The following is a 25,642-nucleotide window of genomic DNA, read 5'->3' as shown; positions in this document are numbered from 1 at the left end:
GCTTACTTTAGTAAATTAGCTGGCATCCTAACCAAATAAGAGATGCAACGCTCTTTTCCATTCACCTTTGATCTCCAATCCATTATGAAAAAAGCCTTATTTATCCTGGTCCTAAGCTGCTCCTTAGGGACGCTTGCCTCTGCTCAGATCAGCGCAAAACTCATGCGCTATATCGATGTCTCCGAAACCCAAATTACCTTTGTCTATGGTGGTGATTTGTGGATTGTTCCAAAAAATGGAGGAACCGCCCAACAAGTGACCCATTCTCCGGGCGAAGAGAGTTATCCCCATTTTTCGCCTGATGGCAAATCCATCGCTTACACCGCCTCGTACAACGGCAACATGGATGTGTACGTCATGCCCATCACTGGTGGCGTACCCACCCGGGTCACTTACCAGTCCCATGCGGATCGAATGGTGGATTGGCATCCTGATGGAGAGCGACTTCTTTTTGCATCACGGCGCGAGTTGGGCCAGCGTTCTGGTCGACAGTTTTTTCTGGTGGATAAGAACGGAGGCTTGGCCCAACGGTTACCTATTCCGTATGGCGAACTGGCCAGTTATTCACCTGACGGAAAAAAGTTGGCTTACATCACTAAAATCACCGAGGGCTACCCTTTCAAGCGCTACCGTGGCGGCCTCACTTCTGATATCTTAATTTATGATACGGAAAGTCAGGAGGTGGTCAATGTGACCAACAATACGGCCAACGATGGCCAACCTGCCTGGGCCGGTGATAAGGTGTATTTTCTCTCTGATCAGGCGAAAAATATGCGCCTTAACATTTGGGTTTACGATACTAAAACGAAGGCTTCTCGACAGGTTACAAAATTCGAAGATTTTGATATTTCCCGCCTCGCCGCTGGCCCTAAAGATTTGGTCTTCGAGATGGGTGGAACGCTCTATCGCATGGATTTGGCGACTGAAAAGTATGAGTCTGTATCCGTAAATGTCATCAGCGACCTTTCGGTAGAGATGCCTCGCGCTGAGAATGTGAGCCGCCGTATCAGCAACATGACTGCCGCCCCCGGTAGCAAACGCATCGTGTTTGAAGCCCGAGGGGAGCTGTTCAATGTGCCCGTCAAGGAAGGCTACACGATGAACCTGACCAATTCCAGCGGTGCTTTCGACCGCGATCCGGCCTGGTCGCCGGATGGTAAAACCCTTGCCTTTTGGAGCGACCGCTCCGGAGAGTTCGAAATCTATTTCCAGACAGCCGACGGGAGTAGCCAAGCCAGACAAATGACCCGTCGTGGGAAAGGTTTTGGTTACAACCTCTTCTGGTCGCCCGATAGCAAGCAGGTGGCTTTTATTGATGAAACCAATACCATCTTTTTAATGGATGCCGCTTCCGGTAACCTGAAAACGGTGACCCGTAACACCTGGAATATTAGCCATCCCGGTAGGGGAGGGTACACCATCTCCTGGTCACCCAACTCCGAATGGCTGACCTTCGCCCTCGGGCAAGACAATGCCAACGAAGCCATCTTTTGCTACCATACCCGAACCAACAAATTGGAACGCGTCAGCAGTGGCTACTTCAATGATACCAGTCCCGTGTTTAGCGAAGACGGTAAGTACTTGTTCTATTTGACCAACCGCAGCTTCAACCCCTCGTATTCTGATATGGGCGATGGCACTTGGGTGTACCCCAATGCGACTCAGATTGCGGCAGTCAGCCTCACTTCTGATGCGCCATCACTATTGAGTGCGCGCAATGACGAAGTGGAAATTAAAGAAGATAAAAAAGCAGACGACAAGGAAAAAGAGGAGCCAGAGGAAGACGACAAAGAGAAAGAAGAAAAAGAGGATAAGCTCATCATCGACTTTGAGGACATTGAGGCACGCTTGGTCTTGCTGCCACCCGATGCGGGCAACATCCTGGGCCTCATGCCTTTCAAAGGGAAGCTCCTCTACGCGCGCGCACCCAACACAGGTTCCGGTGAGCGTTCGGTGAAAATCGTCGCTTATGACCTCGAAGACCGCGAAGAAAAAACCGTGATGGATGATATCAACGGCGCCGTCGTTACCGCTGATGGCAAGGAAATCCTCGTAGAAAGCAAGGGGCGCTACGGGATCATCAAACCCGCTCCGGGGCAAAAAATAGAGAACAGCATCCCTACTGATGGCCTGGTCATGAATCTTGTTCCTCGCGAAGAGTGGAAACAGATCTTCAACGACACCTGGCGCCGCCACCGCGATTTTTTCTACGATCCAGCCATGCACGGCCTCGATTGGGAGGCACTCCGCAAGCGCTACGGTGCGCTTTTGGATGAAGCCCGCACCCGCTGGGATGTTTCCGCCCTGCAATCCAATCTGGCTGCTGAGCTTAGCGCTGGACATACCTACACCTTTGGTGGTGATGCCGAACAGGTACGCCCCCTCGTCACGGGCTATCTGGGGATCGATTGGGAGCTGAACAATGGTAAGTACCGCATCAAACGCATTGCCCGACCAGCCGCTTGGGATACCGAAGTACGTTCTCCGCTGGATCAGCCTGGTGTGGATGTAAAAGTGGGCGATTATATTCTGGCAGTTAATGGGATGCCGCTGGATATTACCAAAGATCCTTATGCAGCTTTTGCCGGTTTGGCAGAAACGACGGTGAGCCTGAAAATTGAACGTACAGGACAGACACCTCGTGAAGTCATTGTCACCTTACTCGACGAAAACGACGAAGTCCGCCTGCGTCACCTCGAATGGATCGAGCAGAACCGGAAGATGGTAGAAGAGCTTTCCGATGGTAAATTGGGCTATGTTTACATGTCTAACACCTCCGGGCAAGGCCAGCTGGAACTAGTGAGGATGTACTACGGGCAGCTAGACAAAAAAGGCTTCATCATTGATGAACGCTTCAACGGTGGTGGCCAGTTGGCCGATCGCTTTTTAGAGCTGTTGCAGCGCCCGGTTGTGTACAACCTCCACTGGCGTCACGGGCGGGATCATACCCATCCAATCAAGACCAACACCGGCCCTGTCGGGATGTTGATTAACGGCTGGGCGGGCTCCGGAGGGGATGGCCTGCCTTGGGCATTTCAGGAACTCAAAGCCGGTCCTATTGTAGGAGAGCGCACCCTGGGTATCCTCGTGGGTCCCGCTACCGGGCATCGCCTCATTGATGGTGGGGGCATCACCGTTCCGGGCGCTCGCCTCTACGACAATGACGGCCACTGGTTCTGGGAAGGCGAAGGCGTCGCACCCGACATCGAAGTTTGGGACGACCCCAATATCCTCATGAAAGGCCGCGACCCCCAGGTAGAAAGAGTCGTGCAGGAAGTCGTGAAGCTGCTGGAAACCCAACCCGCTAAATTCACGCCCGCCCCCGCCCCGGAAGATCGCACGGCGAAGGGCTTGGGTAAGCAGTAATCTAGCGCGAAGTTTAATGTAGGTTTCTCTTAATGAAGAAACCTACATTAAACTTCGCTGTACTGGGTACGGGGTACTTAGCATTAGGTATAACGTTATCTTGGGGTGGTCAAAAACCTAATGTTGCCGCCTTATTTGTAATAAACACAAAGTAAAATTTGATCATAGCCTAAGCAATATCCTGTCCTCCCTCCGGGAGGTGTCCGGAGGACGGAGGGGGATAGCCTTAGCCACTAGCAAGTCCTATTCCTGCTATTGGCTCCTGACCAGCTAATCAATAATTCAAAAATGAGAATGATTCTTCTATAACTATCAAAAATATACTTATTGGAACAAAAAACCACCTGTAAATTAGCTGTTTGTCGTTTCCTTTGGTGAAGAAAAGCTTTACCTTTTTTAAGTTGTAAAATACCAAGGAGGCTATACATAATGTGGTAATCGCCCAGTAATTGTGGCCAAAACTTAATAATATGCATAGGTATGCAGCCTGCTTTAAATTCCAGGCTAAGTAACTGTTTTGCTTTAAACGGATTAAAAATGTTCCCAAAAATCCTAAAACACAATAATATAAACCCCAGCCGTTTTCGTAATCATACAATGATGATATAGCCATCCGTGTAAATGGATCAAGCGATGATATATAGTATATTAACTGTAATCTGGAGAATAGCACGATCAAGAAAAAGAACATCTCTAAGTTGTTCAATATTCTTAATTTAGAAATCTTACTCATGCTTTATCTTTTTTTGACGGTGGATAAATTAGCTTTATTGATTTAATCACTGCCAAAGATTAGTGTGAATTTTAATACCCCATTTTTTGACCTGTTTATTTTTCATACATGGCAATACGACCACTTTCTACGGAAGAGCACCAACTATTACAAATGTCTAAAGGATTTTATCACAAGCGAATAGCTCAACCGTTTTTTAGTAGGAAAATCCTGATAAGTATTGGAGGTGCTCTAGTATTTGCTTTAATACTGTATTGGTTTCCTGAAATGGATAATGAGTGGGTCGTTTTTTTATTTCTAGTGGGTTTTGTTTTTGCATGTTGGGCTAACATTAAAGATTTTTTCGATAAGAAGAAAGAGGCAAGAAAGATATTGGCTGTAATAAAAAAAGTAGAGCATGAGCAAGGTATTGACGCTACTGAATATAGCTGTAGTAAGGCATTGGTCATGAAAAACTATGAAGATGAAGGACACTTTTATGCCTTGCAAATAGCACCGGATCAGGTACTATTTTGGTTGGATAATGATTTTAGTGAGAGTTACAATTTCCCAAACAGTCATTTTGAGGTTTTGGCTAATGAAGAGCTGAGACCGATTTTCGGTTACCGTATCCGTGCATTAGGCGACGCTATTCATCCAATTTTCTTGTCCCCTGAAATCAAAAGGGAGAGCTATGAGCTTATCCCTGAACACGGTACTGTCCTGCCGGGTACAATAGAAGACTTCCTTGAGACCTTGGCAAAACATTGGAATTGAGTATCTTTGCTTCGCAAAAGAATCAAAAACGATGAACATGAAATTTTCCCTCTCTATTTTCTTCTCGATTTGCTGTATGGTACTCTTTACGACCAGCCTCAGCGCACAAACTGCTTCCACATCAACCAGCCAAACGACCATCAGCGTCAAGGTGACTGGGGTAGGATGTTCTACTGACGTCAAGACCATCGCTGCCAATGTTGAAAAACTGGCGGGCGTAAGTAGCTGTGTTGCTGCCAAGCGTGGTGCCGTTACGCATTTCGATGTGAGCTACAATCCTGATATGGTTTGTGAAGACGATATCTACCAAAAGGTACAGGAGACGCCCGGTTGTAAGAACCCGAATGATCGGCCTTACCGCGTGAAGATTTAGTAACTCATTTATCCATCCTCCGTAATTTTTCGAGCTACGGCTCGCCCATATCCTTCCTTGGAGGAGGTATAGCGTAGTGACGGAGGGAGGCTATTCTTCAAAAGGAAGAAGCCAACGTTGGTGATCACTTCCTTTGAGGTTTGTCCTTGTCTAAGCACCAGTTGGCCAAACACTACTAGACCTAAGCTGTACAATCTGACGCTTTTTTGATGCGACGGATTCTAGTGCTTTCTTGGCAGGCTAAATTGATGCGTAAAGTTGCCCTCAGCCAGGTTGCGCGGGCTTCAGTCCGCACTTATAGTACTGCTAGAACTCGTTGCGGGCTAAAGCCACGCGCAACCTAATTTACCATCAAATTGAACACCCTACCCTTAAACCCTTACACTTTTACACCCTTACACCCTTACACCTTTACACCAGATCAACCAAAACCATCCTGTGCATACTCCTTTTCATCTACCTCTTTTTTTATTGCTAACCCTCCCTTTGCTGTCTTTCGCGCAGGAGGTGACGGGCTATGTTCATGATCTTCAGGGCCAGCCGCTGGTGGGGGCCAGCGTCTACTGGAGTATCCAACACGATGGCGGTACTTATACAGAAGCAGACGGGACCTTCCAACTGGCACTTACCAAGGATTTGCCCGCGGATTTGGTGATCTCCTATGTCGGGTTTGTACCAGACACGATACAGATCAAGGAGGCAGGTAATATTGACGTTGAGCTACAATCCCGCCAAGACATGGACGTGGTCGTGGTAACGGAAAACAGGCAAGGAAGCTTCATCTCCACGATCAACCCGGTGAAGACTGAGGTGATTACGGCCAAGGAACTCGGCCGCTCTGCTTGCTGCGATCTGGCGGGCTGTTTCAACACCCAGGGTAGCGTACAACCTACGACGACCAACATTGTCACCAATGCCAAAGAGCTGCGCATTCTTGGCCTTTCGGGGGTGTACAACCAGGTGTTGATTGATGGTTTTCCGCTCATTCAGGGACTGAGTTACACTTACGGAATCAGCAGTATTCCTGGTACCCTGATCCAAAGCATTTTTGTAGCGAAGGGAGCCAACTCTGTCTTACAAGGCTACGAGAGTATTTCTGGCCAGATCAATGTCGTCCTCAAGCAACCCGACGAAGACGAACGTTTACTTCTGAATGCCTATCTCAATAGTTTTGGCGAACATCAGTACAACCTCAACTATGCCCACCGTTGGAACAATTGGAGCACCCTGGTCGCTGCTCACACTACCCAACCCGCCCAGCGCCGCGATCGCGATAAGGACGATTTTCTGGACTTACCTTTGCTCAACAGCTATACCCTTTACAACAAGTGGAAATACCGTGATGCCGGAGAATGGGGATGGCACAGTGAGACGGGCCTGCGCTTTGTGCAGGAGCAACGTATTGGCGGACAAACCACCTTCGATCCAGACCGGGATAAAGGCACAACCAGCGCTTACGGGCAACTGGTAGAATATTCCCAACCGGAGTTTTACACCAAAACCGGCTACCGTCTCGATGATTACCATCACGTGCTCTTCTACGCTTCGGGCTTTCACCAAAAGCAGGAATCTTACTACGGCACTACGCACTACCAGGCCACCCACGCCAACGCCTACCTCAACCTGCAATACGAATACAACTGGCACGAGAAGCACCAGCTGAAAACCGGCTTCAGCTATCGCTTCCTGGATTTGGAAGAAGACATCAGTTTCGGTAATGATGATTTGCAACGCAGCTACGATGGCATCTACCAACGGCAGGAGAACATCCCCGGTGTCTTTGCCGAAAACGTCTTCAATTGGTACGATAACCAACTGACGCTGATTACTGGTTTGCGCTACGATCATCACAATACCTTTGGCTGTAAAGCTACGCCGCGGGCTTTACTGCGCGCCAATCTTTCCCCGGCTACAGTGGCACGTATTTCGGTAGGCACCGGCTGGCGTACCGTCAACTTGTTTAGCGAAAACATCAACCTCCTGGCCAGCTCGCGGGATGTACGCATCACGGAAGCGCTGCTGCCCGAAGAGGCCCTCAACTACGGTGCCAACCTCACCCATAATTACTACGGGGACGAAGTGGAAGCCCAGTTTTCCTTCGATTTTTACCGCACTGTCTTCCAAAATCAAATCTTCCCTGATTACGATACCGACCCCACAGTAGCCATCGTTCGCAATTTTACGGGCACTAGCATCAGCAATGGTTTTCAGGGGGAATTGGGCTTGGCTTTCTACCAGCGTTTTGGCGTGAAACTGGCCTACAACTACCTCGATGTCTACCGGATCATCGACGGCGACAAGCAAGTACTCCCCTTCAATGCCACCCATCGTGTTGTTGGGACCTTTTCCTACGAACCCCTCTCCAAAAGCTGGCACTTCGACGCCAATATCCACTGGACGGGTGAGCAGCGCCTGGCCAACACATCGACGAGCCCACCCGAATTTCAACAACAAGCATTCGCCGACCCCTTTACGGTCATCAATGCCCAATTGACCAAAGTTTGGCCCAAAGTAGAAGTGTACGGCGGCTGCGAAAACATCTTCGATTTCCGGCAGTTGCGTCCTATCCGCTCCTGGCAAGACCCCTTCGGTCCCTATTTTGACACCGCCAATGTTTGGGGTCCTACGCGGGGTAGGGAGTTCTATGTGGGGGTGCGGTATCGGATTGAGGAGTGAATACATCTTTATCAATTTAAAGAATGTACACGAGGACGTTGTTTTGTAAGTTGATCTATTATTATTTGGGGCCGTGCCTTATTCAAAGGGAATCCAGTCGCTTAAATAGCCGGTCATTTTGGAGATTCCAGGCAATATTTGCGTTAATGGCGTTGGAAAGAACCTTGTTGGTGCCTTTCAACTTTCTCTCTTTTATTGGCTGATGCTACTTGTGTGTAACTAGTAGGCGCACTTGGGGGGCTAAAAAAAATCAGCTTACGGGGCACTAATTTTAAAGGGATTTTGTAATTTCAAACGGAGCAATTAGCGGAGCCTTACCCTGTTTACAAAAGAAACCCTGTATGAAAAGAACCCTCTACCTATTCATTATCCCTTTATTGGTGGCTTGCGATACATCGGGTAACCCCTCTCAAGGGTTTGTGTCGGATGTTGGTAACACCATAGCAGATGACATTGCTGCGGGTGATGTCAGCTTAGAGTACCAACCTGTCTTCCTTCCTATTAAATTTTCCTTAAGCAGTAAAGGGGTGAAAGTATCAATGAGCCAGTCCTGGGTTACTTTTATCGGAACCTTTAGCCTGTCTTATTCCCGCGATCTCTACAAAAGTCGGTCACGCATGGAGTATGCGAAGCCGATTCCCATTGAGAAGAGTAGCTTGTACGAGTACTACCAATTTATAGATATTAATGTCCGCGAACGCCCAGAAGTGAAGAGCTTGCTGGTGAGCAAACGCGACCTCGTCGTAGCCGTTATTCGTAGTGAAGACCAGGTAGACCTCTTTGTAATTGAGGAAGGGGTAAGCTTGATGGTGTTGACGGAAGGCATCACCCGGAGTACCATTACCAGTGATTACCACGAGATCGACGCCCGCCAAGCCAAAGTACGTGAACTTGTCCTTACCGTTGACGAAGATGCCCAACGGAAAGCCGATATACTACCCGATACTTACGCTGCGGATCGGCATACCATCAATCGTGATATTTTGCGGGATGATAGTGATATTGTAGACAAAGAAATTAAGTCGATGTCTGAAATTGCCCCTCGTCCAAAAGATTACAGCCTTACGGAGGAGGTAACTGATACCCTTAAACAAAAACAACGTTCGCCTTACTAGTTTTTGGTATACCAAAAGCAAGCGTAACAAGTCTCTTACACTAACCTATCAACTACATGGATTATGAATGAGGATAAAACACCTAGAAATATTATGATTGTACTAGGGGTGCTTTTGATTGGCCTCGGTATATTCACCATCATTACTTATCAAGCTAAAAAGAACCTGGAGGAGCAGATGCTCACAGCGGGAGAAGAGATTGGTAACCAGCAGGAGCTTATTGAGCAACAGCAGGATCAATTGACAGACTTTCAAATTGAGTTAGATCATCGGGAACAGAATATTGAACGCCTGAATCAAGAAATAGAGGAGAAGGTAGCTCGGATGGAGCAGCAAGATGCGATGCTTAAAGAACTGGAAGCTCGGAACGAAAAATTACTTACCGATTTTAATAGCTTACTTCGTACGGGAGCTTCTCCTGATACACAGCAGTTTATGGATGACCTTACGGCCGAGATCGTGAAAACAAGAAACCAAAGGGACTCCTTCCGCATAGCTCGCAATGAACTCGTCGATGCCAATGAGGCTTTAAAGCGAGCGCTGCAAGAGGAAAGACAGGAGGTTGATTTTCTGAAACGGAGCCAGATTCCCAAGCTACAGGATGAAATAGCCAAGCTTCAGCAGACAGTCAATAACAATCAACAAGTCATGAGCGCCTTCAATGTTCGAGCCTCGGTACAGGATGTTGATCTGGACATGGACCGTAATGCGATTACCTTCAATTTATCCTTTTCTGATGCTGATTTACGAACATTACAAAGCCTAAATGTCCGGCAGCTGAGTTTTGTTCCCAATATTGTTAATCAAGAAACGGACCTCGCTTTTACCATTGAGGGAGCACTTAACCCTGAACAGGTTTTCTCCCATTTGTTGATGGAATTGCAGCCCAGTATGCGACAATCGTTCGTGATCAATAATGTTACGCTGAGCGATAACTACAGAAAACGGAATGCCGTAAATTACGAAAAAGGAGATCGCATAGAACTGTCCATCCAGATTCCTGAACTCAACAACCTGATCATCGCGCAAAAAGATTTTCGTTTACGGTAAGCAATGCTGGATCTTCAGGAATGTAGATTAATGATACCCCTCTTTTAGCTACTTCTGATGATTTGGTGGATTGGCAAGTAGCTAAAAACGAAGGATTAGGAAAAATGATCTCCGTTTTACATCCAAGGATGAGCTATTTCGATGACTGCTTAGTGGAGCCTGGAACTAGTGTATGGGCAGGAGGGGAGGAAGTATCCGAGTTGCCAAGCGTTTTTGAGCCAATCGTACCAGTGCGATCATACGATCAGGCTGGGGCGATCGTACCAATACGATCATACGATCAGGCTGTGGTAATCGTACCAATACGATCATACGATCAGTCTGGGGTAATCGTACCAATACGATCATACGATCAGGCTGTGGTAATCGTACCAATACGATCATACGATCAGGCTGGGGCGATCGTACCAATACGATCATACGATCAGGCTGTGGTAATCGTACCAACACGATCATACGATCAGGCTGGGGTAATCGTACCAACACGATCATACGATCAGGCTGGGGTAATCGTATCAACACGATCATACGATCAGGCTGGGGCAATCGTACCAATACGATTATACGATCAGGCTGTGGGTAATCGTACCAACACGATCATACGGTAAGCCCCATTATCTTACTCCACATATACAGGCGGATAGCCCAGTGCCGTTTGGGCGTTTCCACCACAACGCCAATACCAGTATGGCCACTAAGAAGTGAAAATATTCGACTCCGAATACTGCCGATTGATGGACTGATCAAAAATTTGAAGCATGCGTTTCGCGATCCCTGTCCAACCGAAATTGCGGCGAGCGAAGCGGGCACCTTCTACCGAAAGTTCATTGCGAAGCTGCTGGTAGAGCAGGGGCATGGCGCAGATCGTGCCAAACTCCAGCGGGCGGTGCGGATCAGCAAACAAGCCTTGGTTGCCGAAATCCAGGAGGTCTTTCAGGCCACCGTGTACGGTAATTACGGCAGGAGTACCACAGGCCATAGCTTCGATAGCCACCATACCGAAAGGCTCGTACCGGGAGGGCATCGCAAAAATGCTGGCGGCCCGGTAAATGTTGGCGAGGTCCTCATCGGAGATGTAGTTTTTCCAGATAATTTTATCGGTAATGCCTAATTCCTTGGCCAGTGCCTTGAGTTTGGCAACGCCCTTGCTATCCTGTTTCGAGCCGTCGCCGCCTACTGCTGCTACAAGACGAGCTTCGGGTTTTAGCTCCAGAATGGTAGGCATGGCTTTGAGCATTAAATCATAGCCTTTGTTGTGGGCCATCCGTCCCAGGATCAGAATGTCAAAAGGCTCCATATCGTGCTGTTGCCGGATCCGGTCGACCTCGCGGGAAGGGACAGGCGTAAAGCGATTTTCGTCGATTCCCGGAGGGATCATGGAACAGTTCCGGGCCAACATGTCGTACTGCTTGGTGAGCAACTCAACCTGTGGAATAGTAGTCGCCACTACGTGATTACACATTTGGTAAACAAAATACTCCTTTCTTATTCTTTCCTTGAAGCGGTAAGTTGCTTCCATCTTCTTTTCGTCCATATCGTTACCCATGGAGTGCTGCTTCCACCAACCCAGGGAGTGAGGCGTATGAACGTGAGAAATACCTAATTCCTCGGCAATTTTTTGGCCCGCCCAGCCAGCGTCCCAGTAGTGGGTGTAGATGATGTCGTACTGTTTGCCAGACTTGCGGATCGCAGCCAAGGTATTGGTGACAAACTGACCAAGATGGTCGTGCATATCTTCTTTGCGAATGAATTCTTTGCCTCCAAATGGGATACGCCAGACCTTGTAGTTTTCGTTAACTTCGTCGTATTCGGGTTGGTCTTCAAACTGGCGGGTCAATAAGTCAACCCTTTTGCCCAGGCGGCTGAAGCGGTCGGCTAATTCTAAGACGTAGACAACCTGGCCGCCCGTATCGGGTTTGCCTAATTCCGGTTCAGCGGCAACGTATCCGTGGAGAGAGATCATTAAAATGGATTTCATTTTCTTGGTTTTTTAAGATGAAAAAAACAGGTAATACTTGGTTGGGGAAGGGGAAATAGAGATTAGAGTTGTTCTGCTGGGGACTGTTTTAGCGAAAGCGATAAAATTTTATTCTGAACGAGGCAGATTTTGCAGCCGAATGCGGGCAATTCGGCGAAAAATCTAACGAAGCTCAGGATGAAATTTTCCGCTTGCAGCAAAACTTGTCCCAGCAGAACAACTCTATTAGACAATTTTGAGTTGATGGCAAGCTGCAATGTATTGTGCGGCCGACCATGCTTGATAGACTTTGCCCATAGGGTTGCCGGTTTTGCCATGTGCCCACTCGGTAAATTCCCAATCACTGCTGATGCCTGCCTTGTTGATGAGTGCCAGTTTGTAGAGCTCACTCATGGCCATCTCGTGTTGTCCGAGTTTTTCAATAAACTGTACCCAGAAAGCACCAATAAAAGGCCAAATGCCACCATTGTGATAGTGGTTGGGCAGGTTCAATAAGTTTACCGTATAGTAAGCTCGCCAATCTGGGTCTCCTGGGCTCACTTCTGGGTAGACATTGCGGATAGGGAAGGGGTCGTTCATGCCTACTCCCAGCATAAACCGAAGCGATTTGTGGGCTTTTTCCGGGTCAATGACATTGTAGAGGTACGCCAGGATATTACCATAGCTATCACAACGCCAGCTAAAATCGAAAGGCGTTATTTGAGCAAGTAGATACTTAGTGTCACCTAAGGAATATTGCTGGTCGGCAAAATCAAATCGTTGTTTGATTTCTTGCTGGGTACTGGGCCAGAAGTTGGTGACAATCTCCTTGCGGATCACCTGCGACCAGCGCATGTAGTCTCCTGCTTTGCTGTGATCTCCAAGTATCTCCAGTAGCCGACCAAAGCAGACATTGGCTCGGTACCATAGTACTTCGTCGTAAAGGACGTGGTAGCTGCGCCCGAAAAGATCGGTCCAGTCGCCAGCCTCAGGGATTTCTAAAAGTGCATCATTGTTGGAGTCGTGAGCGCTGAGCCAGTTCATCGCTCTTTGCAAGTCCGTAATGTGTTCTTTTAAAAAATCGATATCACTAGTAGCACGCACGTAATCGTGAAAGGCGATAATCACCCACAGACCACTATCAATAGAACAAATGCCACCCACCCCAGAATAGTCTGGGCTTTGGTCAGACAAACGGACGTTGGCAGGAATTTGGCCGTTGATGGAGATATTGTCCAACAGGGTAATGAGCGTTTGACGTTGGCATTGATGGATTTCTGGGTCATTGACTAGACTCAGGGAGCCAATAACGGTAATAGCTCCATCGCGAGCCCAAACCGAGTGGTAGTTTTCATCAGTACCTTCGGCTTCATTGTACTCAATGGGGCAAGCAAGAAAGCCAAGTGGAGAGATATTTTTTTTCAATGCTGCCACCGCTTGGTGGTAACCTTCGAGAATCAACTCATACTTAGTGTCCTGGCGATGAATAGGGTGATCCGTTTGCTGGCGCAGAAAGTGTGCTTCGGGGACGGGGGCGAGTGTTTGTACAACTTCTATAGCCTCTTCGGGGAGTACTTTGTAAAAGACCAATCCTTCCACTACTCCAGTATCTTTTGGGTGTTCGGTATGGTAAACTTGCAAATACTTGGTAACATGGTAAAGTTCTTCCCGGGCGTTGCTTACGGCGATCCCTCGAATGCCCTCTAGCTCAAACATGGCGGCATCGTTACCACTGTCACCAGCTACCAAAGCTTGGGTTGTCTTGAGGTCAAGGTGTTTGAGTAACCACTGCAAAGCATTCCCTTTGTTGGCCCATTTAGGGAGTACGTCAAAGTATTTGTTGCCGGAATAGACCAGGTTGATATTGAGACCAGCAGCGTTAAATGCTTGTTCAGCATGACGAAGTTCCCTGGGTTCGGCATTGTGAAAGAAGTAGCTGCGCTTGTAGCTATGTTGGTACTTGCGGGGCTGAATTTCGATGGGAAAAGGAAGCGAAGCAACGGTTTTTTCTACCAATTCCAGGTTCCAGCCTTCATCCAGAATTTCATTGAATTCTTTTAGCACGGCTCCCTGCTGGTAATCATAAATGTGGGTGCCTACGCCGCTGATGATGAAGTGAGGTTCGGGTAGAATACCTTTTTTAATAAGGCTGAGCACATCTTTGTAAAGCCGTCCGGTATTGTAAGTCAATAACGTACTGTGCTGATCCTTGTATTTTTCCCAGATGGCGGGGAAATTCCCTTTGAGACTCCTCAGATCAATGAGTGTATTGTCGATGTCAAAGGAGAGCAGTTGAATAGAATTGTCTGTCGTAGATTGGCTCATGAAAATGAATAAAGTAGTAAGATAAATAAACAATGGTCTAGGGTCACTAATGACCTTGGCCAAGGGTGATTCCGATCAATGATTTACTTTATTACCGACTTTAAGCTTGACAGGAATATAAGAAATTTACGGGAACCGGCCGCTTCACAGTCATGATGACCCCATAGTTCTGTAACCCAGCGGTAAGGAAGGGAGTTCGAAATAGGCAAAAATTAGGGAATTAAAGTGCCTCCACCTGCATAAATACAAAGCCATTCTTTTCGTAAAGTACCTTCAATTGTGGATGCCAATTCAGCTGTTCTTCCTTGCGGATGTTTTTGGTGACGACGTAGACGGGCTTATCGGATTCCCCGGAAAGGAGCCATTCTTTGTCGGCATGCCGAGGATGGGTGGGAGGTGGTTTTAGACCATAAAATAAGTGGGCATAGCTTTTGAAACCAACCGTAAGCAGGTAGCAATCTTCCTCTTGTTTACTTTCGTAAAATGCGATGGCGGCCCCCTGGCTGTATTGCTCTACTTTGGGAATGTAAACCAGGCTTAGCAGCTCCAAGCCCAGCAAACAAGTGACCAAAAGCCCTACAATGGCTCGTCGCGAACGGTCGAGCATAAATAGACTCACCATGATGCCTAACCAAAACAAGATGCCTAGCAACCATTCCCAGCCACCCCAGTAAACGTCGGCCTGAAGGTTGGCCACCGCAAAGCGATCCTTGATCAGGCCGCTTTCAATAATAGCCGTTTTGTAGCGATCCACCAGCGGCAAGGCGGTGAAAAGTAGTCCCAATAGGGTGCCAATCAGGCCAATGCTCCATTTGAGCCATGCAGGAAAAGAGGTGCCGTCTTTCTGCCAGTGATACAGCCCCAGCGCACCCAGGTAGGTGAGAGGGAAATAACATAGCGAAGAGTAATGAACGATCTTGGTTCGAACCAGCGAAAACAGCAAGAGTACCACCCAAAATAAGATCTTCATCCATTTAGCCACCTCTTCCTTGGCCATTGGTTTGCGATAAGCATACAGGAAGAAAAGGGAGGCGGGAAAACAGCCCAATAGCAAGACAATAAAATGGTAGTAGAAGGGCCCTCCGTGGCCAGCATCCTGTGTTTGCAACAAGCGAATTTGGTAGACGATAAAATCCAGTACAACTTCGCCGCGACCTCTGACTACTTCTACCAAAAACCAGGAAGCTCCTACGGCCAGGAAGCTACCCGTAAAGCTCCATATTTGCGACCAGGGTAGCAAGCCTTTGAAGCGATTACTGGCCCAATAGATGAGGTAAACAAGTCCGAAAATGAGCAAAGCCACTGGCCCTTTCGTCATCACCCCCAAACCGATAAACAACCCACTCAGGGCCATCAGGCGCACCCCACGCAGCGGCTCCTGGTGCGCCCGAATGAGGAAATAGATACCCGCAAAAATGAAGAGGTTGAACCAGGGGTCGATGATCCCGGATTTGAAATAAAAATGGGGTAGGAGGGAAGCCGCATAAAGCCCGGCCCACCACCAACCAAAGCGCCGATCGTGCCAGCGAGTACCCATGCTGAACAAGGTTATCAAACTGAGGACACCACAAAGCGCATTGGGCAGTCGCGCCGCAAATTCATTGACGCCAAAAGCCTTCATACTCAGGGCTTGTAGCCAGAAAAACAAGGGAGGCTTTTCCTGAAAAGGCTCGTAGTTGATCTGTACGTAGGAATACTCGCCGGTGGCCAGCATTTCACGCGCCGCTTCCGCAAAGTTGATCTCATCCCAGTCGAAGAGATGCACACTACCCAGGTAGGGCAGAAAGACCACGGCCGCAAGCAGGGCCAGGAGGAGTAGGCTTTTGGTTGTACTGGGAGTTTTTTGGAGAAGGGGCAATTGGGGGCTATTTGTTGATTACAGGTTTCGCGGGCTTCAGTCCGCACTGAGAAAATTACTCCAGGCGGACTGAAGCCCGCGAAACCTACCATAGTAAGATAAGGATAAATTAGAAAAAAAAGCAGCTAACCTTGCTGAAGTTTTCTATAATTCCCATTTCCCATCCCACCATTTCCTATTCGTAAACCATGGATGATACGTCACCAGTTGATACACCCCAACCGCTATGCTGATGCCCAAAACCGAACCCACCCACACATCCGCCAGGAAGTGCATGGACAGGTACATCCGGGAGTACGCAACCAGCAGTGCCAACAAAAAGAACACGGCGGAAAGCCACGACTTTTGAAAAAAAGCACTCAGTAGTAAAAAGAAGCTAAAAGCCAAGGTAGTATGGCCGGAGGGGAAAGTATTGTATTCGTGCAGCCTCACTCCTTCTACAAAATGCAGTGGCGCATTGAAATACTGGAAGAATTTGAAGGGGCGCATATCATCTACGACAATCGCTTTGAGAATGCCTACTACCAGGGCACAAATCCCCGTACTCAGGCCCAGGATCAGACTGTAGCGATATTTGAGAAACAATAGGCCGATCAATACCGTACAAGCCACCAGCGGTTCCCCCAACTTTGTGATCCAGTAGAAGAACTGATCGAAAAAAGGGGAGTGATAACGATTGATGAAAAGATGGATTTGCCCTTTGCCAAAATACTTCCAAAGGAATAGCACAGGTACGAGTACCATCAGGTAAAACCCTAAAAATGGAGCACTACGGTAGTAGAGGGCTTTCAAAAGCTAAGGATTAAGGTAATTTGAGGCTGCCAAAATAAGGAAACACAGCGTATTAAGCCAACAATTTTTGGGAATCGTTAACTTATCCTTATTTTGCTATCCGCAGCTTAAATTAAGCTTTTTTAGCCCATATTTATGAATCAGAAAACAACTAATGGGGGATACTAAAGTTGATGATATCCAAAGCCCCACCTTTGAATTGCCGGATCGGCAGTGGGAGTATTTATTAGACCGACTAAATAAGGAAGAGACCTTACTGTTTGTTGGGCCAGGCATCTTACCCTTTCCCGGGTATGATTCGCTAGAGGATGCCTTGTGTCAGTATCTCCAGGAGAAGAGCAAGGAGGAGATGGCTCCCTTTATCGATAAATTTTATCGGGATGACAAGTTCTTTATGCTCAACGACCGGGACAAGAATGAAAGCTTGTGGAATTTCATGTCCTATTACCGCGATTTTTTTAAAGAGCATCAGGAAGAGCTGAAAGAAGCTAAAAGTGTTTTACGGAAGTTGGCAGAAATCCCCTTCTCCACCATCATTACCCTTAGTCCTAATACCTTGATTGAAGAGGCTTTTGGAGAAGATTTTGCCTTTCATACCGATTTTTACAACAAGAAAAAAAAGCCACAGGTTTATGTTCCGGGCCGTAAAGATGACCCACTGATTTATTATTTACGGGGCAAAATGACCGTTGACGAAAGTATGGTCATTTCGCACAATGATCTTTTTGATTACCTGGAGTCAATCTATGAAGCCAAGAGTATGGATGCAGATTTTAAAAACCTGCTGAAAACTTCTAAGTACTATATTTTTCTTGGCTTACCCTTGGAATCGTGGTACATGCAACTATTGATTCGGGTATTTGATTTTCATGTGGATACGCCACGAATTCTGGCGCTGAAAAGGTTTCCGGAAAAATTTTGGGATCAGAAAGTAGTGTATGAAGACCTCTACAAGCTGAAATTCTACGACAGCAAAAGCCTTGATTTTATTGATCAATTGCACCAGCGTTGTGCTGATAAAGACCTGCTCAAAGAAGTAAGTGGAGGAGCGGCAACGGCTAATTTTGACCGCGATGCCGAACAGTTTCTTACCCTGCTCAAGGCGGGACATCACGAGCAAAGCCTTAGTGTACTCGAGGAATTATCCGTGAAATACTTGCCAGAACCAGCTAAATATGGCGAATATTTCAGCGATTTGACCTTGGGGGCCAGCAATTACCGTTCGGCTCATCGCAATTACAATATCAACCTGATCACCTATGATAAATTTAAGGTAGAGGAAGCAAAGTTGACTTCCTTCCTTAATATGCAGTTTGCTAACCTTAAAGCCCTGGTCGATGAGCAAAAGTAAACGCTACCCGGGGCCTAAACCCTTCGCCGCGCATCAGGCTCACCTGTTTTACGGGCGCGAATCCGAAGCGCACCGTTTACGTAGGTTAATTGAAGACAAGCAACTGACTGTCTTGTACGGCCGTTCCGGCTACGGAAAAAGTAGCTTGCTCAATGCAGCCGTATTGCCCAAAATGGAGGAACAGGGGTATCACCTGATCAACGTTCGCCTCGGAGCATGGACACCGGAAAGTACCAATACGCCACTGCGAAGCACCGTACAAGCCATTGCGGAGAACCCTGCCAATCTGGATAAGACCATCCTTGATGACTTGGTCAATTGGGACAATTCGCTGTGGTATTATACCAAAACCTTTTCCATCAATACAAAAAGGCCAAAACTCCTTTTTGTTTTTGATCAGTTCGAAGAGCTTTTTACTTACCCAAAAAAGGAAATCGAGCTTTATGAGAATAGCCTGGCGGAGCTGCTCAAAACCAGCTTGCCACAGCGCTATCGCGATCAACTCAAGGAGAAGAAAGAACTGGAAGGGCATCCGCAAAGAGATGCGGTTTTCCAAAGGCTGGATATTAAAATCGTCGTCGCTATCCGCTCCAATCGGTTTCATCTGTTGGAGCGCTTATCTCCGGCTTTACCAGATATTTTACAGAATACGTTGGAATTGGATGCGCTGGAGCGCGAAGGTGCTCGTAGTGCTATCGTTGGTCCGGCTGCGGAAACAGAAGGGGATTACGAGACGCCTCCTTTTTCTTATGCGCCTGCAATTCAAGACGAAATACTGGACTTTTTAACCCAGGAAGGGAAAATTGAGGGGATTCTCCTCCAGATGCTTTGCTCCTATTTTGAACGACTCATCATCAACCATCCCGGAAAAAAATCGATAGAAGCTGCCGACTTATTGGTTTCTACTACCCATAATGATGAATTTGGAAACGGCATGGAGGAAATCGTCGATATCTATTATCGTGACCGTATTGATGATTTGCCGGATGAGCAAGAGGAAACGGTGAAGCGTTTTATTGAGGATAATCTGGTACAAAAGGTAGGCGATGGAGGAATGCGCCTGAGTATGCACCAAGCCCAGATAAAAGAACGGTTTGGGATAGAAGCAGAGACGCTGAATGCGCTGGTGTTTAATGGATTATTGCGTACAGAGCCGTTTTTGCGGGGTGGGGTAACCTACGAGTTGACCCATGATCGACTGATCACCCCCGTCCTGAAATCTAAAGCGGTTTTCGATGCAGGAGAAGCTGATCGCCTCAAGCTGCAACTGGAAGAAGAGGAGCGGAAACGTAAAATAGCGGAAGAGTTACAGCGCAAAGCAGAGGCTGCCAAAGCAGAAGCAGAGGAGGAGAGAGCCAGGGCCCAGGTCGCTGAAGGGGAAGCTAAAAAGGCCAAAAAAATTGCCGATCAGGCACGTACTAGAGCAGAAGATCAGCGTAAGCAAGCATTGGAAGCCAAGCTTACCGCTGAACGTAATGAACTAAAAGCGAGGCGCTTGGCCTGGATATCGGGTGTTTTGATGCTCTTGGCAACGGCTACGGGAATCTGGGCTTTTGCTAGCCTCCAGACGGCGAAAAGCGAAAGAGCAGAAAAAAACCTGATTCTCTGCAAAGAGTTTTTGGTAGATGCTCGCCGCCTCATTAATGCAAATTACTGCGACTCTGCCCAAGATAATCTAGAGAAAGCCCAACTCCTCATTGAAATTTATGGCACCGATGGAAAAGAGGCAACCTCAAAGGCATACCGGCAAGAAAGTAATACGCTGGAGCGGTTGAATGCACAAGTGAAAACCAAGAAAACAAAAGGACAATGCAACTGAAAATAATCCTGTTCATCGGCTTCTTGAGCGCGGGCTTGTTTTCTTACGCCCAAAACGAGGCCATCTTTGAACCTTGTGACCCAGAATTACTTTGTCGAGATTTTCAGAAAATCCTTGATAGTACACGTTACTATTTGTCTCTCGAAAAAGGTGGATTGGCTTACGGTCAGCTCAAAGCACTAGAAGCTTGCGATAAATGCCCGGAACATCAAGATGATCTCGATGAGTTGAGTGATCAGATCATTAAAATATTTCGTGAGCAGAATGAAAGCCTTAATGACTTGGTCGCAGAGCAAAAAGCTACACTTACTGCACTACAAAAACGTACAGAAGACCTGCACAGAGAACGCAAAAAAGTAGACCAGCAGCTTGTTATCAATGAGAAAATGACGCGGGATGCATTGGTGACGAATTACCTGCGTTTGGCCAATAAATACTACGCCGAAGATACTGACATTGAACGGGAAGAGGCACGATGGTTGACCGATTTTGTCTACAACTACGTGGATAGTACTCATCATGAGGTGCGTAAAATGATGCACCAATTATTAAACGACCAGTTGCTTAAATATTACGATTACGACCCAGATGGAGATGAAGAACAATACAACTATGAAGAAGTTGAGGAGGCCAGGATCGTCGCCGTAGCATGGTCGCCTGATGAGCAATGGTTGGCGGTAGGGATGGATAATGGGCGTTTGATCATTTTTTCTGAAAGTGGAGAAATCGTATTCGATCAAGACCTCTCAGAGGCAAGTATTTCAGATTTGGATTGGAACAAAGACAGTGAAGTACTGGCTTTTGTGGTTGGGGGAGGCTCGGTGAATTTCCTTCAAGCTTCGGCTAGTGGATGGAGCCTCACTGATCGTGTGTTGAGTTCTTTTGATCGTGCCAGTATCGTGCGTTGGTCTCCTGTCGTAGCCGACGAGCTGATCGTTGCTACTCTGGATAATGTTCTCCATTTGTATAAAAATGAAGAAGTTACTCCCGAATTGATTTATGTTGATGGTCATGACGACTGGATCAGGGATGTCGCTTGGTCACCCGACGGGACACGTTTTGTTGCTTGTGATGATCAAGGATATATTGTCATTTGGCAAGCCCATACAGGCAAGATAGCATACCGACGCCGAGGGCATAATGATTATGTTAGAACCGTAGATTGGCATCCGGAAGGGCATATGGTGATCAGCGGTGGAGATGACAATCAGCTGATTTTTTGGGACACTCTCGGTCAAATAATCAACAAGTTGACTTTTGATGAATGGGTGTATCAGGCTCGTTTCGATGCTACCGGAGAGGATATCGGGGTGGTTACCAATAGCAATACTTTTTTTCGGGTAACAGCCGATGATCGTAAGGCAACCAAGCTCCCGGATTTGGTCAATCGCTTTGCTTGGCGCGGGGATAGAAATACGGTAGAAATAGGGGATGGGCTTGTATTATCCATGCAATTGCCGGCAAAATACTTGGTGACTGATGGCTCAGACCGCAACATGGCCCTCCCGAATATTGAAAATGCTGCCCTTCAACCGGGAAGTATAACGCAAATAGATTGGTCACCTGATGCTGCCTTTCTTGCTTATGTAAAAGATGATCGACTGGAAATTGTAGATGCAGAAAAAATCACCAGTTTCGATCTTGATGAGACGGAAATATACAGCATTGCCTGGAATACTAGTCTTTCAGAGACGCTACCTAACAGCGTTTTTTTTGCGACAGTCGGATCCAATTACCAACTTCTAATCTGGGATGCATCGACACTGACCATCGTTCATCGTGAGCTGCTGGAAGTGAAAGCCCGGGATGTGGTATGGTCACCAGACGGCGAATTGTTGGCTATCGTTAATGATAATGGTGAACTGTTGGTTTACAATAATGAATTGCAAAAACTGCACCAGGAAAAGATCACCAATGACTTTATCCGTGCGGTAGACTGGTCGGCTAACGGGCGAATACTCATGGGCTCAGATGATAATAGTGTGGTGATCTATGATTGGGACAAAAAGCGCGTTACGGAGCGTTTTTCCACCCATACCGACTGGGTCAGGGATGTTTTGTGGCTGGATAATACGCACTTTGTTTCTGCTGCGGACGATGGTAAAAGCATTATTTGGGGGCTTGGAGGCCGAGAAAATCGATACCAACCACAACAGATCCTTGATCGTCTGAGCGGTTTCCATCTTAGTTTGGCTTATTCTAGTAGCCGCAGTGGAGGAATGCTGGCCGTTGGTAACAATAATAACGATATTGGTATTTGGAAAATGAGCGAAGCTTTCAATGCCCAGTTTGATACACTGGTCAGCATAGGGACGCAAGTGCATGACTTGGATTGGCACCCCACATCCGGTAACTTGGCACTAAGTACTTATTCTTCGGGGCCGCAAGAATTTAATCGTTCATTTACCTTACAGCCAGCCTATGACACGCCACAGAAAGAAGTAATTTTCAAGAACCTCGAGGAGGCACTGGGGCGCAATGAAGGCGGGATGACGTCCTTTTTCTATTTGCCTAAGTTCCGCGTTACTCCTGGCCGTTATGATCAGTTGGCATGGTCGGAAGATGAACAGTTTATTGCTGCAATTGAAGGGCCAGGAAGGAATGAGCAGTATAACCACCTCGTGGTACATGATCTGAAAGCGGGGCAATTGCTGTATGAATTCAGTTTGCCTAACGAGAATATCAGCCGGGTACTTTTTTCACCAGACAACAGCTATCTTGTGGTAGCACCGCAGGAAGGAGCATGCACCGTATTGATGGTCAAACATCCTGAAGATACGATCCGGGTTTCTTTGGAACAGGAAATCATGGATTGGGTCTGGTCGGGTAATGGCCGCTATCTTGCTATCCTTGACCGTGATTACGATATTACCCTCTTGGATAGTAAAACCAAAACGATAAAAAACTATTCCAGTAGTATCAGTGATTATGATTTGGGAACGCTCCTTTTTCATCCTGAAAATGATGAATTGCTGTATATTCTTAGCCATCAGGGAGTGTATGAAGTAAGCACTAGACAAGAAACCAAGGCCAGAAATATTTACCAGGCAACTTCCTTTACCCGTGCAGATGAAGGGGTGGGTGCTGCCCGAGGAGTCTGGATCAATAATGGCAATGATCTTTTGTACTTACAAAAAGGAACAGCACCCAAACTGTTAAATATTCAGAATGGGAAAGCGGAGCTTAAGTATACCATCGGTGACCCTGAAAACTACTATTCCTGGGTGGGAGCTCCTGCAAATTTGTTATACGAGCTTCATCCCATGGATGATGATGAATATTATTTCAATGGCAATGAGTTGGAGTATGCCCGTGCTTGGGGTCTAGCAACGGGAAAACCAATATCTATTCTAAGGGGAGTAAGGAAACAGTTGGTGCAAGAAATGAAATTATCTCCTGATGGTAAGTATCTGGCCACTTTAGGCGACCTTTTGTTGCCGTCAGAAGGCAAATATGAGCGGGGACCTTCTTCCGTAAGTATTTGGGATTTAACAAGCCAAAATGAAGTATTTGACCTAAGAATTTCGGGGATAAAGCAGTTGGCTTTTTCGCCGAAAGGCAATTACCTGTATACCTATTTTGAGAATGGACAAGTAGGGATATGGCCTTTGTTTACGCCTCAGATCAATAATTATTTTGCCAACTCGGGAAAAGATCGCTACCTGGAACAGCTTTCCTCTAAGGACAATCAGCCTTTACGAAATCGGATTGAGGAATGGGAGTTGGAAAAAGGAATAAATTTTCAAGAACAGGCCAATCTTAAGCTACTTAAGACTAGAGAAATTGCTCGCATTCGGCAAAATTGGGGTGAATATTATGTTGACCAAGCTTGGTTGAGCAATAATTCCCAAACAGCAGCTGCGCTCTTCGATAAAGCCAGTTCTCTTCATCTTCAGGAAGGAACAAATCTAATTAGACCTTTTGCGACCGATAGCATCGCCATTGTAAATATATGGATTGAGCAAGCCTACTATAAGTTGAGTCAAGAAGATGAGCGTGCTGCAAAGCAAGCCTTACGTCAGGCCTTGCGCATACAACCTGAAGCTAAGCGCCTGAAGATGCTCCAACTTTTGCTTGATTGGCAGGCAGGACAAAAAGAAAAGGTCGTAGAGGCATTATTGGCAGGTGAGGTACTAACCCTGCTCGAAGAATATGCCAATTGGGATCGGAGAGATATTCACTTAATAGACGAATTATTGTTCCAACGCCTGACTTCAGTGGTACAATCTTCACCAGATCCCGTTTCACCGATATCAACACCTCGATTTGCAGAAGAAATACAAATTTTTCCCGAAGCCGTGCAAGAGCAATTACTTTTGATGTACTATAAGGTTAATACCGAACATCCTGCACTCGATGTGGATGGTACACGACAAGCCTATTACGATGAAGCAGTTGCTTTTTTTGATAAGCGTTGGGAAAAAACACAGCAGGAAGAAAGTAGCCTTGAGAGTTACATCATCTTTAATTATTACCTGCAGGACTTAGAAATACGTAAAGATAAGTCTAACAGAGCAGTTGCTACTGTAGGTAAAGGCCGTAAAGGAGCAGAGCAACTCCTGTTGATCGACCCGGAAAATGTGGAGTACAAAGAGCTGTATCTCAATATCCTGGCCGAAGAGGCTTTTGTCAACTTAAGAGCAAATCCAGCCAATGCCAGTAAAGTTAAAGAAGCGTTGCTTGCCGCCAGAGAAAAGTACCCACAGGTAGAAATGCCTTATTTACTCTTGGAACTAGCTAATGCTAAATTGCTACTGGGGGAAAGAAATGAAGCATTGCTGGACTATTACAATTTGTTGGAAAGCTATAGCTATGGTGGCGTAGAAAGCCTCATTTTAGAGCAGGTAGAGCTATTGATGCGCAGTGATTATGCATGGCTCCAAACCACTTTACAAACCTATCGTACCTACCAAGAAGAAAAGCGTGATTTTTGGGAAAGTGTGATTCCTTTTGAAGAACCCGATCTTGAAACTTCCACGGCGGAATACATCAACGAAGCTTATTGGATGGCTTATCAGAGTGCTAAGGAATGGTATGGATCTGCTTTGGCACTTGATAAGGCAGGAATGTTGCCGAAAGATTCTTTGCTCCAACATGAGCTGATGTTTAACCAAGCGGCTAGCGACTATGTCTATATTTTGCTGCATACCAGTAGTTGGGAAAATGCGCAACAACCGCTTAAGGATATGCAGGAGTTGCTCTCGCAATACCGCTGGCCAATCGCTGTTGAAGCAGTGCTTGCGGCACTCAAAGACGATTGGCCAACGGCTAGAAATCGGTTGAATCAGGTCGCTAAACTACCGAATGACGGTATTCGTAAAAAGGATTACCCTACCTTTCAGGCGTTTCTTCTCGATTTACCAGAGGCTGTAAAGCAACATACCAATTTCCAAAAGCGAAGCGAGCAGTGGAATAATTCCTTAAGGAATTAGTATTAGGGGGCGGCGAAGAGGGACTTAAAGCCCAGGGCT

Annotated in this window: 15 protein-coding genes; 9 read left to right on the top strand and 6 right to left on the bottom strand. The window is 46.8% G+C overall.

Going from position 1 to position 25,642, the window contains the following annotated elements; translation table 11 throughout:
• Positions 1-42 precede the first annotated feature (42 nt).
• The 3 genes from AB0L18_RS00940 to AB0L18_RS00930 all read left to right on the top strand — a co-directional run bounded on the left by AB0L18_RS00940 (position 43) and on the right by AB0L18_RS00930 (position 5,228).
• A complete protein-coding gene (locus AB0L18_RS00940; protein WP_367390713.1) occupies positions 43-3,366 on the top strand; it encodes a PDZ domain-containing protein in 3,324 nt (1,107 codons plus the stop codon).
• An 886-nt stretch (positions 3,367-4,252) separates the two neighbouring features.
• The gene (locus AB0L18_RS00935; RefSeq protein ID WP_367390712.1) at positions 4,253-4,855 is read left to right on the top strand and encodes a hypothetical protein; all 603 of its coding nucleotides are present in this window, start codon (positions 4,253-4,255) and stop codon (positions 4,853-4,855) included.
• Positions 4,856-4,892: 37 nt separating this feature from the next.
• Positions 4,893-5,228, top strand: a complete 336-nt coding sequence (locus AB0L18_RS00930) for a hypothetical protein (protein WP_367390711.1) — start codon at positions 4,893-4,895, stop codon at positions 5,226-5,228.
• Between the two features lie 8 nt (positions 5,229-5,236).
• Here AB0L18_RS00930 and AB0L18_RS00925 read toward each other — a convergent pair whose 3' ends face one another.
• Positions 5,237-5,422 carry a hypothetical protein gene (locus AB0L18_RS00925; protein ID WP_367390710.1) on the bottom strand — a complete coding sequence of 62 codons (186 nt, stop codon included), beginning with the start codon at positions 5,420-5,422 and terminating at the stop codon, positions 5,237-5,239.
• 244 nt (positions 5,423-5,666) lie between these two features.
• Here AB0L18_RS00925 and AB0L18_RS00920 point away from each other — a divergent pair, with 244 nt between their 5' ends.
• The 3 genes from AB0L18_RS00920 (at position 5,667) to AB0L18_RS00910 (ending at position 10,069) form a co-directional block, all read left to right on the top strand.
• Positions 5,667-7,904, top strand: a complete 2,238-nt coding sequence (locus tag AB0L18_RS00920) for a carboxypeptidase-like regulatory domain-containing protein (RefSeq protein ID WP_367390709.1) — start codon at positions 5,667-5,669, stop codon at positions 7,902-7,904.
• 341 nt (positions 7,905-8,245) lie between these two features.
• Positions 8,246-9,019 carry a hypothetical protein gene (locus AB0L18_RS00915; RefSeq protein WP_367390708.1) on the top strand — a complete coding sequence of 258 codons (774 nt, stop codon included), beginning with the start codon at positions 8,246-8,248 and terminating at the stop codon, positions 9,017-9,019.
• Positions 9,020-9,082: 63 nt separating this feature from the next.
• Entirely contained in the window at positions 9,083-10,069 is a 987-nt protein-coding gene (locus tag AB0L18_RS00910) for a hypothetical protein (RefSeq protein WP_367390707.1), read from the top strand.
• Between the two features lie 165 nt (positions 10,070-10,234).
• On the opposite strand, the gene AB0L18_RS00905 is transcribed toward AB0L18_RS00910, so the two are convergent.
• The 5 genes from AB0L18_RS00905 to AB0L18_RS00885 all read right to left on the bottom strand — a co-directional run bounded on the left by AB0L18_RS00905 (position 10,235) and on the right by AB0L18_RS00885 (position 17,001).
• On the bottom strand, positions 10,235-10,597 hold the full coding sequence (locus tag AB0L18_RS00905) for a hypothetical protein (RefSeq protein ID WP_367390706.1): 363 nt from the start codon (positions 10,595-10,597) through the stop codon (positions 10,235-10,237).
• Positions 10,598-10,763: 166 nt separating this feature from the next.
• Entirely contained in the window at positions 10,764-12,047 is a 1,284-nt protein-coding gene (locus AB0L18_RS00900) for a glycosyltransferase (RefSeq protein WP_367390705.1), read from the bottom strand.
• Positions 12,048-12,272: 225 nt separating this feature from the next.
• Complete coding sequence (locus AB0L18_RS00895; RefSeq protein WP_367390704.1) at positions 12,273-14,351, bottom strand: HAD-IIB family hydrolase; 2,079 nt, start codon at positions 14,349-14,351, stop codon at positions 12,273-12,275.
• Between the two features lie 220 nt (positions 14,352-14,571).
• Positions 14,572-16,209, bottom strand: a complete 1,638-nt coding sequence (locus AB0L18_RS00890) for an ArnT family glycosyltransferase (RefSeq protein ID WP_367390703.1) — start codon at positions 16,207-16,209, stop codon at positions 14,572-14,574.
• A 144-nt stretch (positions 16,210-16,353) separates the two neighbouring features.
• The gene (locus AB0L18_RS00885) at positions 16,354-17,001 is read right to left on the bottom strand and encodes a phosphatase PAP2 family protein (protein WP_367390702.1); all 648 of its coding nucleotides are present in this window, start codon (positions 16,999-17,001) and stop codon (positions 16,354-16,356) included.
• Positions 17,002-17,155: 154 nt separating this feature from the next.
• Between AB0L18_RS00885 and AB0L18_RS00880 the strand changes: the two genes are divergently transcribed.
• From AB0L18_RS00880 to AB0L18_RS00870, 3 genes are read left to right on the top strand one after another with little or no spacing between them, the layout of a single operon-like run.
• A complete protein-coding gene (locus AB0L18_RS00880; RefSeq protein ID WP_367390701.1) occupies positions 17,156-18,352 on the top strand; it encodes a hypothetical protein in 1,197 nt (398 codons plus the stop codon).
• Positions 18,339-20,171, top strand: coding sequence for a hypothetical protein (locus tag AB0L18_RS00875; RefSeq protein WP_367390700.1), 1,833 nt, complete (start codon positions 18,339-18,341; stop codon positions 20,169-20,171). Before AB0L18_RS00880 ends, AB0L18_RS00875 begins: the two co-directional genes overlap by 14 nt.
• Positions 20,162-25,603, top strand: coding sequence for a hypothetical protein (locus AB0L18_RS00870; protein WP_367390699.1), 5,442 nt, complete (start codon positions 20,162-20,164; stop codon positions 25,601-25,603). The genes AB0L18_RS00875 and AB0L18_RS00870 overlap by 10 nt, the downstream gene beginning before the upstream one ends.
• The last annotated feature ends 39 nt before the right edge of the window (positions 25,604-25,642 follow it).

The organism is Lewinella sp. LCG006 (assembly GCF_040784935.1).
Classification (GTDB): Bacteria; Bacteroidota; Bacteroidia; order Chitinophagales; family Saprospiraceae; genus Lewinella.
This window is presented reverse-complemented; position numbering and strand designations above follow the sequence as displayed.

Bases quoted from the DNA above. Each gene is read 5' to 3' on its own strand.
- AB0L18_RS00880 (WP_367390701.1), top strand. From the start codon at position 17,156: ATGGGGGATACTAAAGTTGATGATATCCAAAGCCCCACCTTTGAATTG.
- AB0L18_RS00935 (WP_367390712.1), top strand. From the start codon at position 4,253: ATGTCTAAAGGATTTTATCACAAGCGAATAGCTCAACCGTTTTTTAGT.
- AB0L18_RS00875 (WP_367390700.1), top strand. From the start codon at position 18,339: ATGAGCAAAAGTAAACGCTACCCGGGGCCTAAACCCTTCGCCGCGCAT.
- AB0L18_RS00895 (WP_367390704.1), bottom strand. From the start codon at position 14,351: ATGAGCCAATCTACGACAGACAATTCTATTCAACTGCTCTCCTTTGAC.
- AB0L18_RS00870 (WP_367390699.1), top strand. From the start codon at position 20,162: ATGCAACTGAAAATAATCCTGTTCATCGGCTTCTTGAGCGCGGGCTTG.
- AB0L18_RS00910 (WP_367390707.1), top strand. From the start codon at position 9,083: ATGAATGAGGATAAAACACCTAGAAATATTATGATTGTACTAGGGGTG.
- AB0L18_RS00900 (WP_367390705.1), bottom strand. From the start codon at position 12,047: ATGAAATCCATTTTAATGATCTCTCTCCACGGATACGTTGCCGCTGAA.
- AB0L18_RS00930 (WP_367390711.1), top strand. From the start codon at position 4,893: ATGAAATTTTCCCTCTCTATTTTCTTCTCGATTTGCTGTATGGTACTC.
- AB0L18_RS00905 (WP_367390706.1), bottom strand. From the start codon at position 10,597: ATGATCGTGTTGATACGATTACCCCAGCCTGATCGTATGATCGTGTTG.
- AB0L18_RS00940 (WP_367390713.1), top strand. From the start codon at position 43: ATGCAACGCTCTTTTCCATTCACCTTTGATCTCCAATCCATTATGAAA.
- AB0L18_RS00915 (WP_367390708.1), top strand. From the start codon at position 8,246: ATGAAAAGAACCCTCTACCTATTCATTATCCCTTTATTGGTGGCTTGC.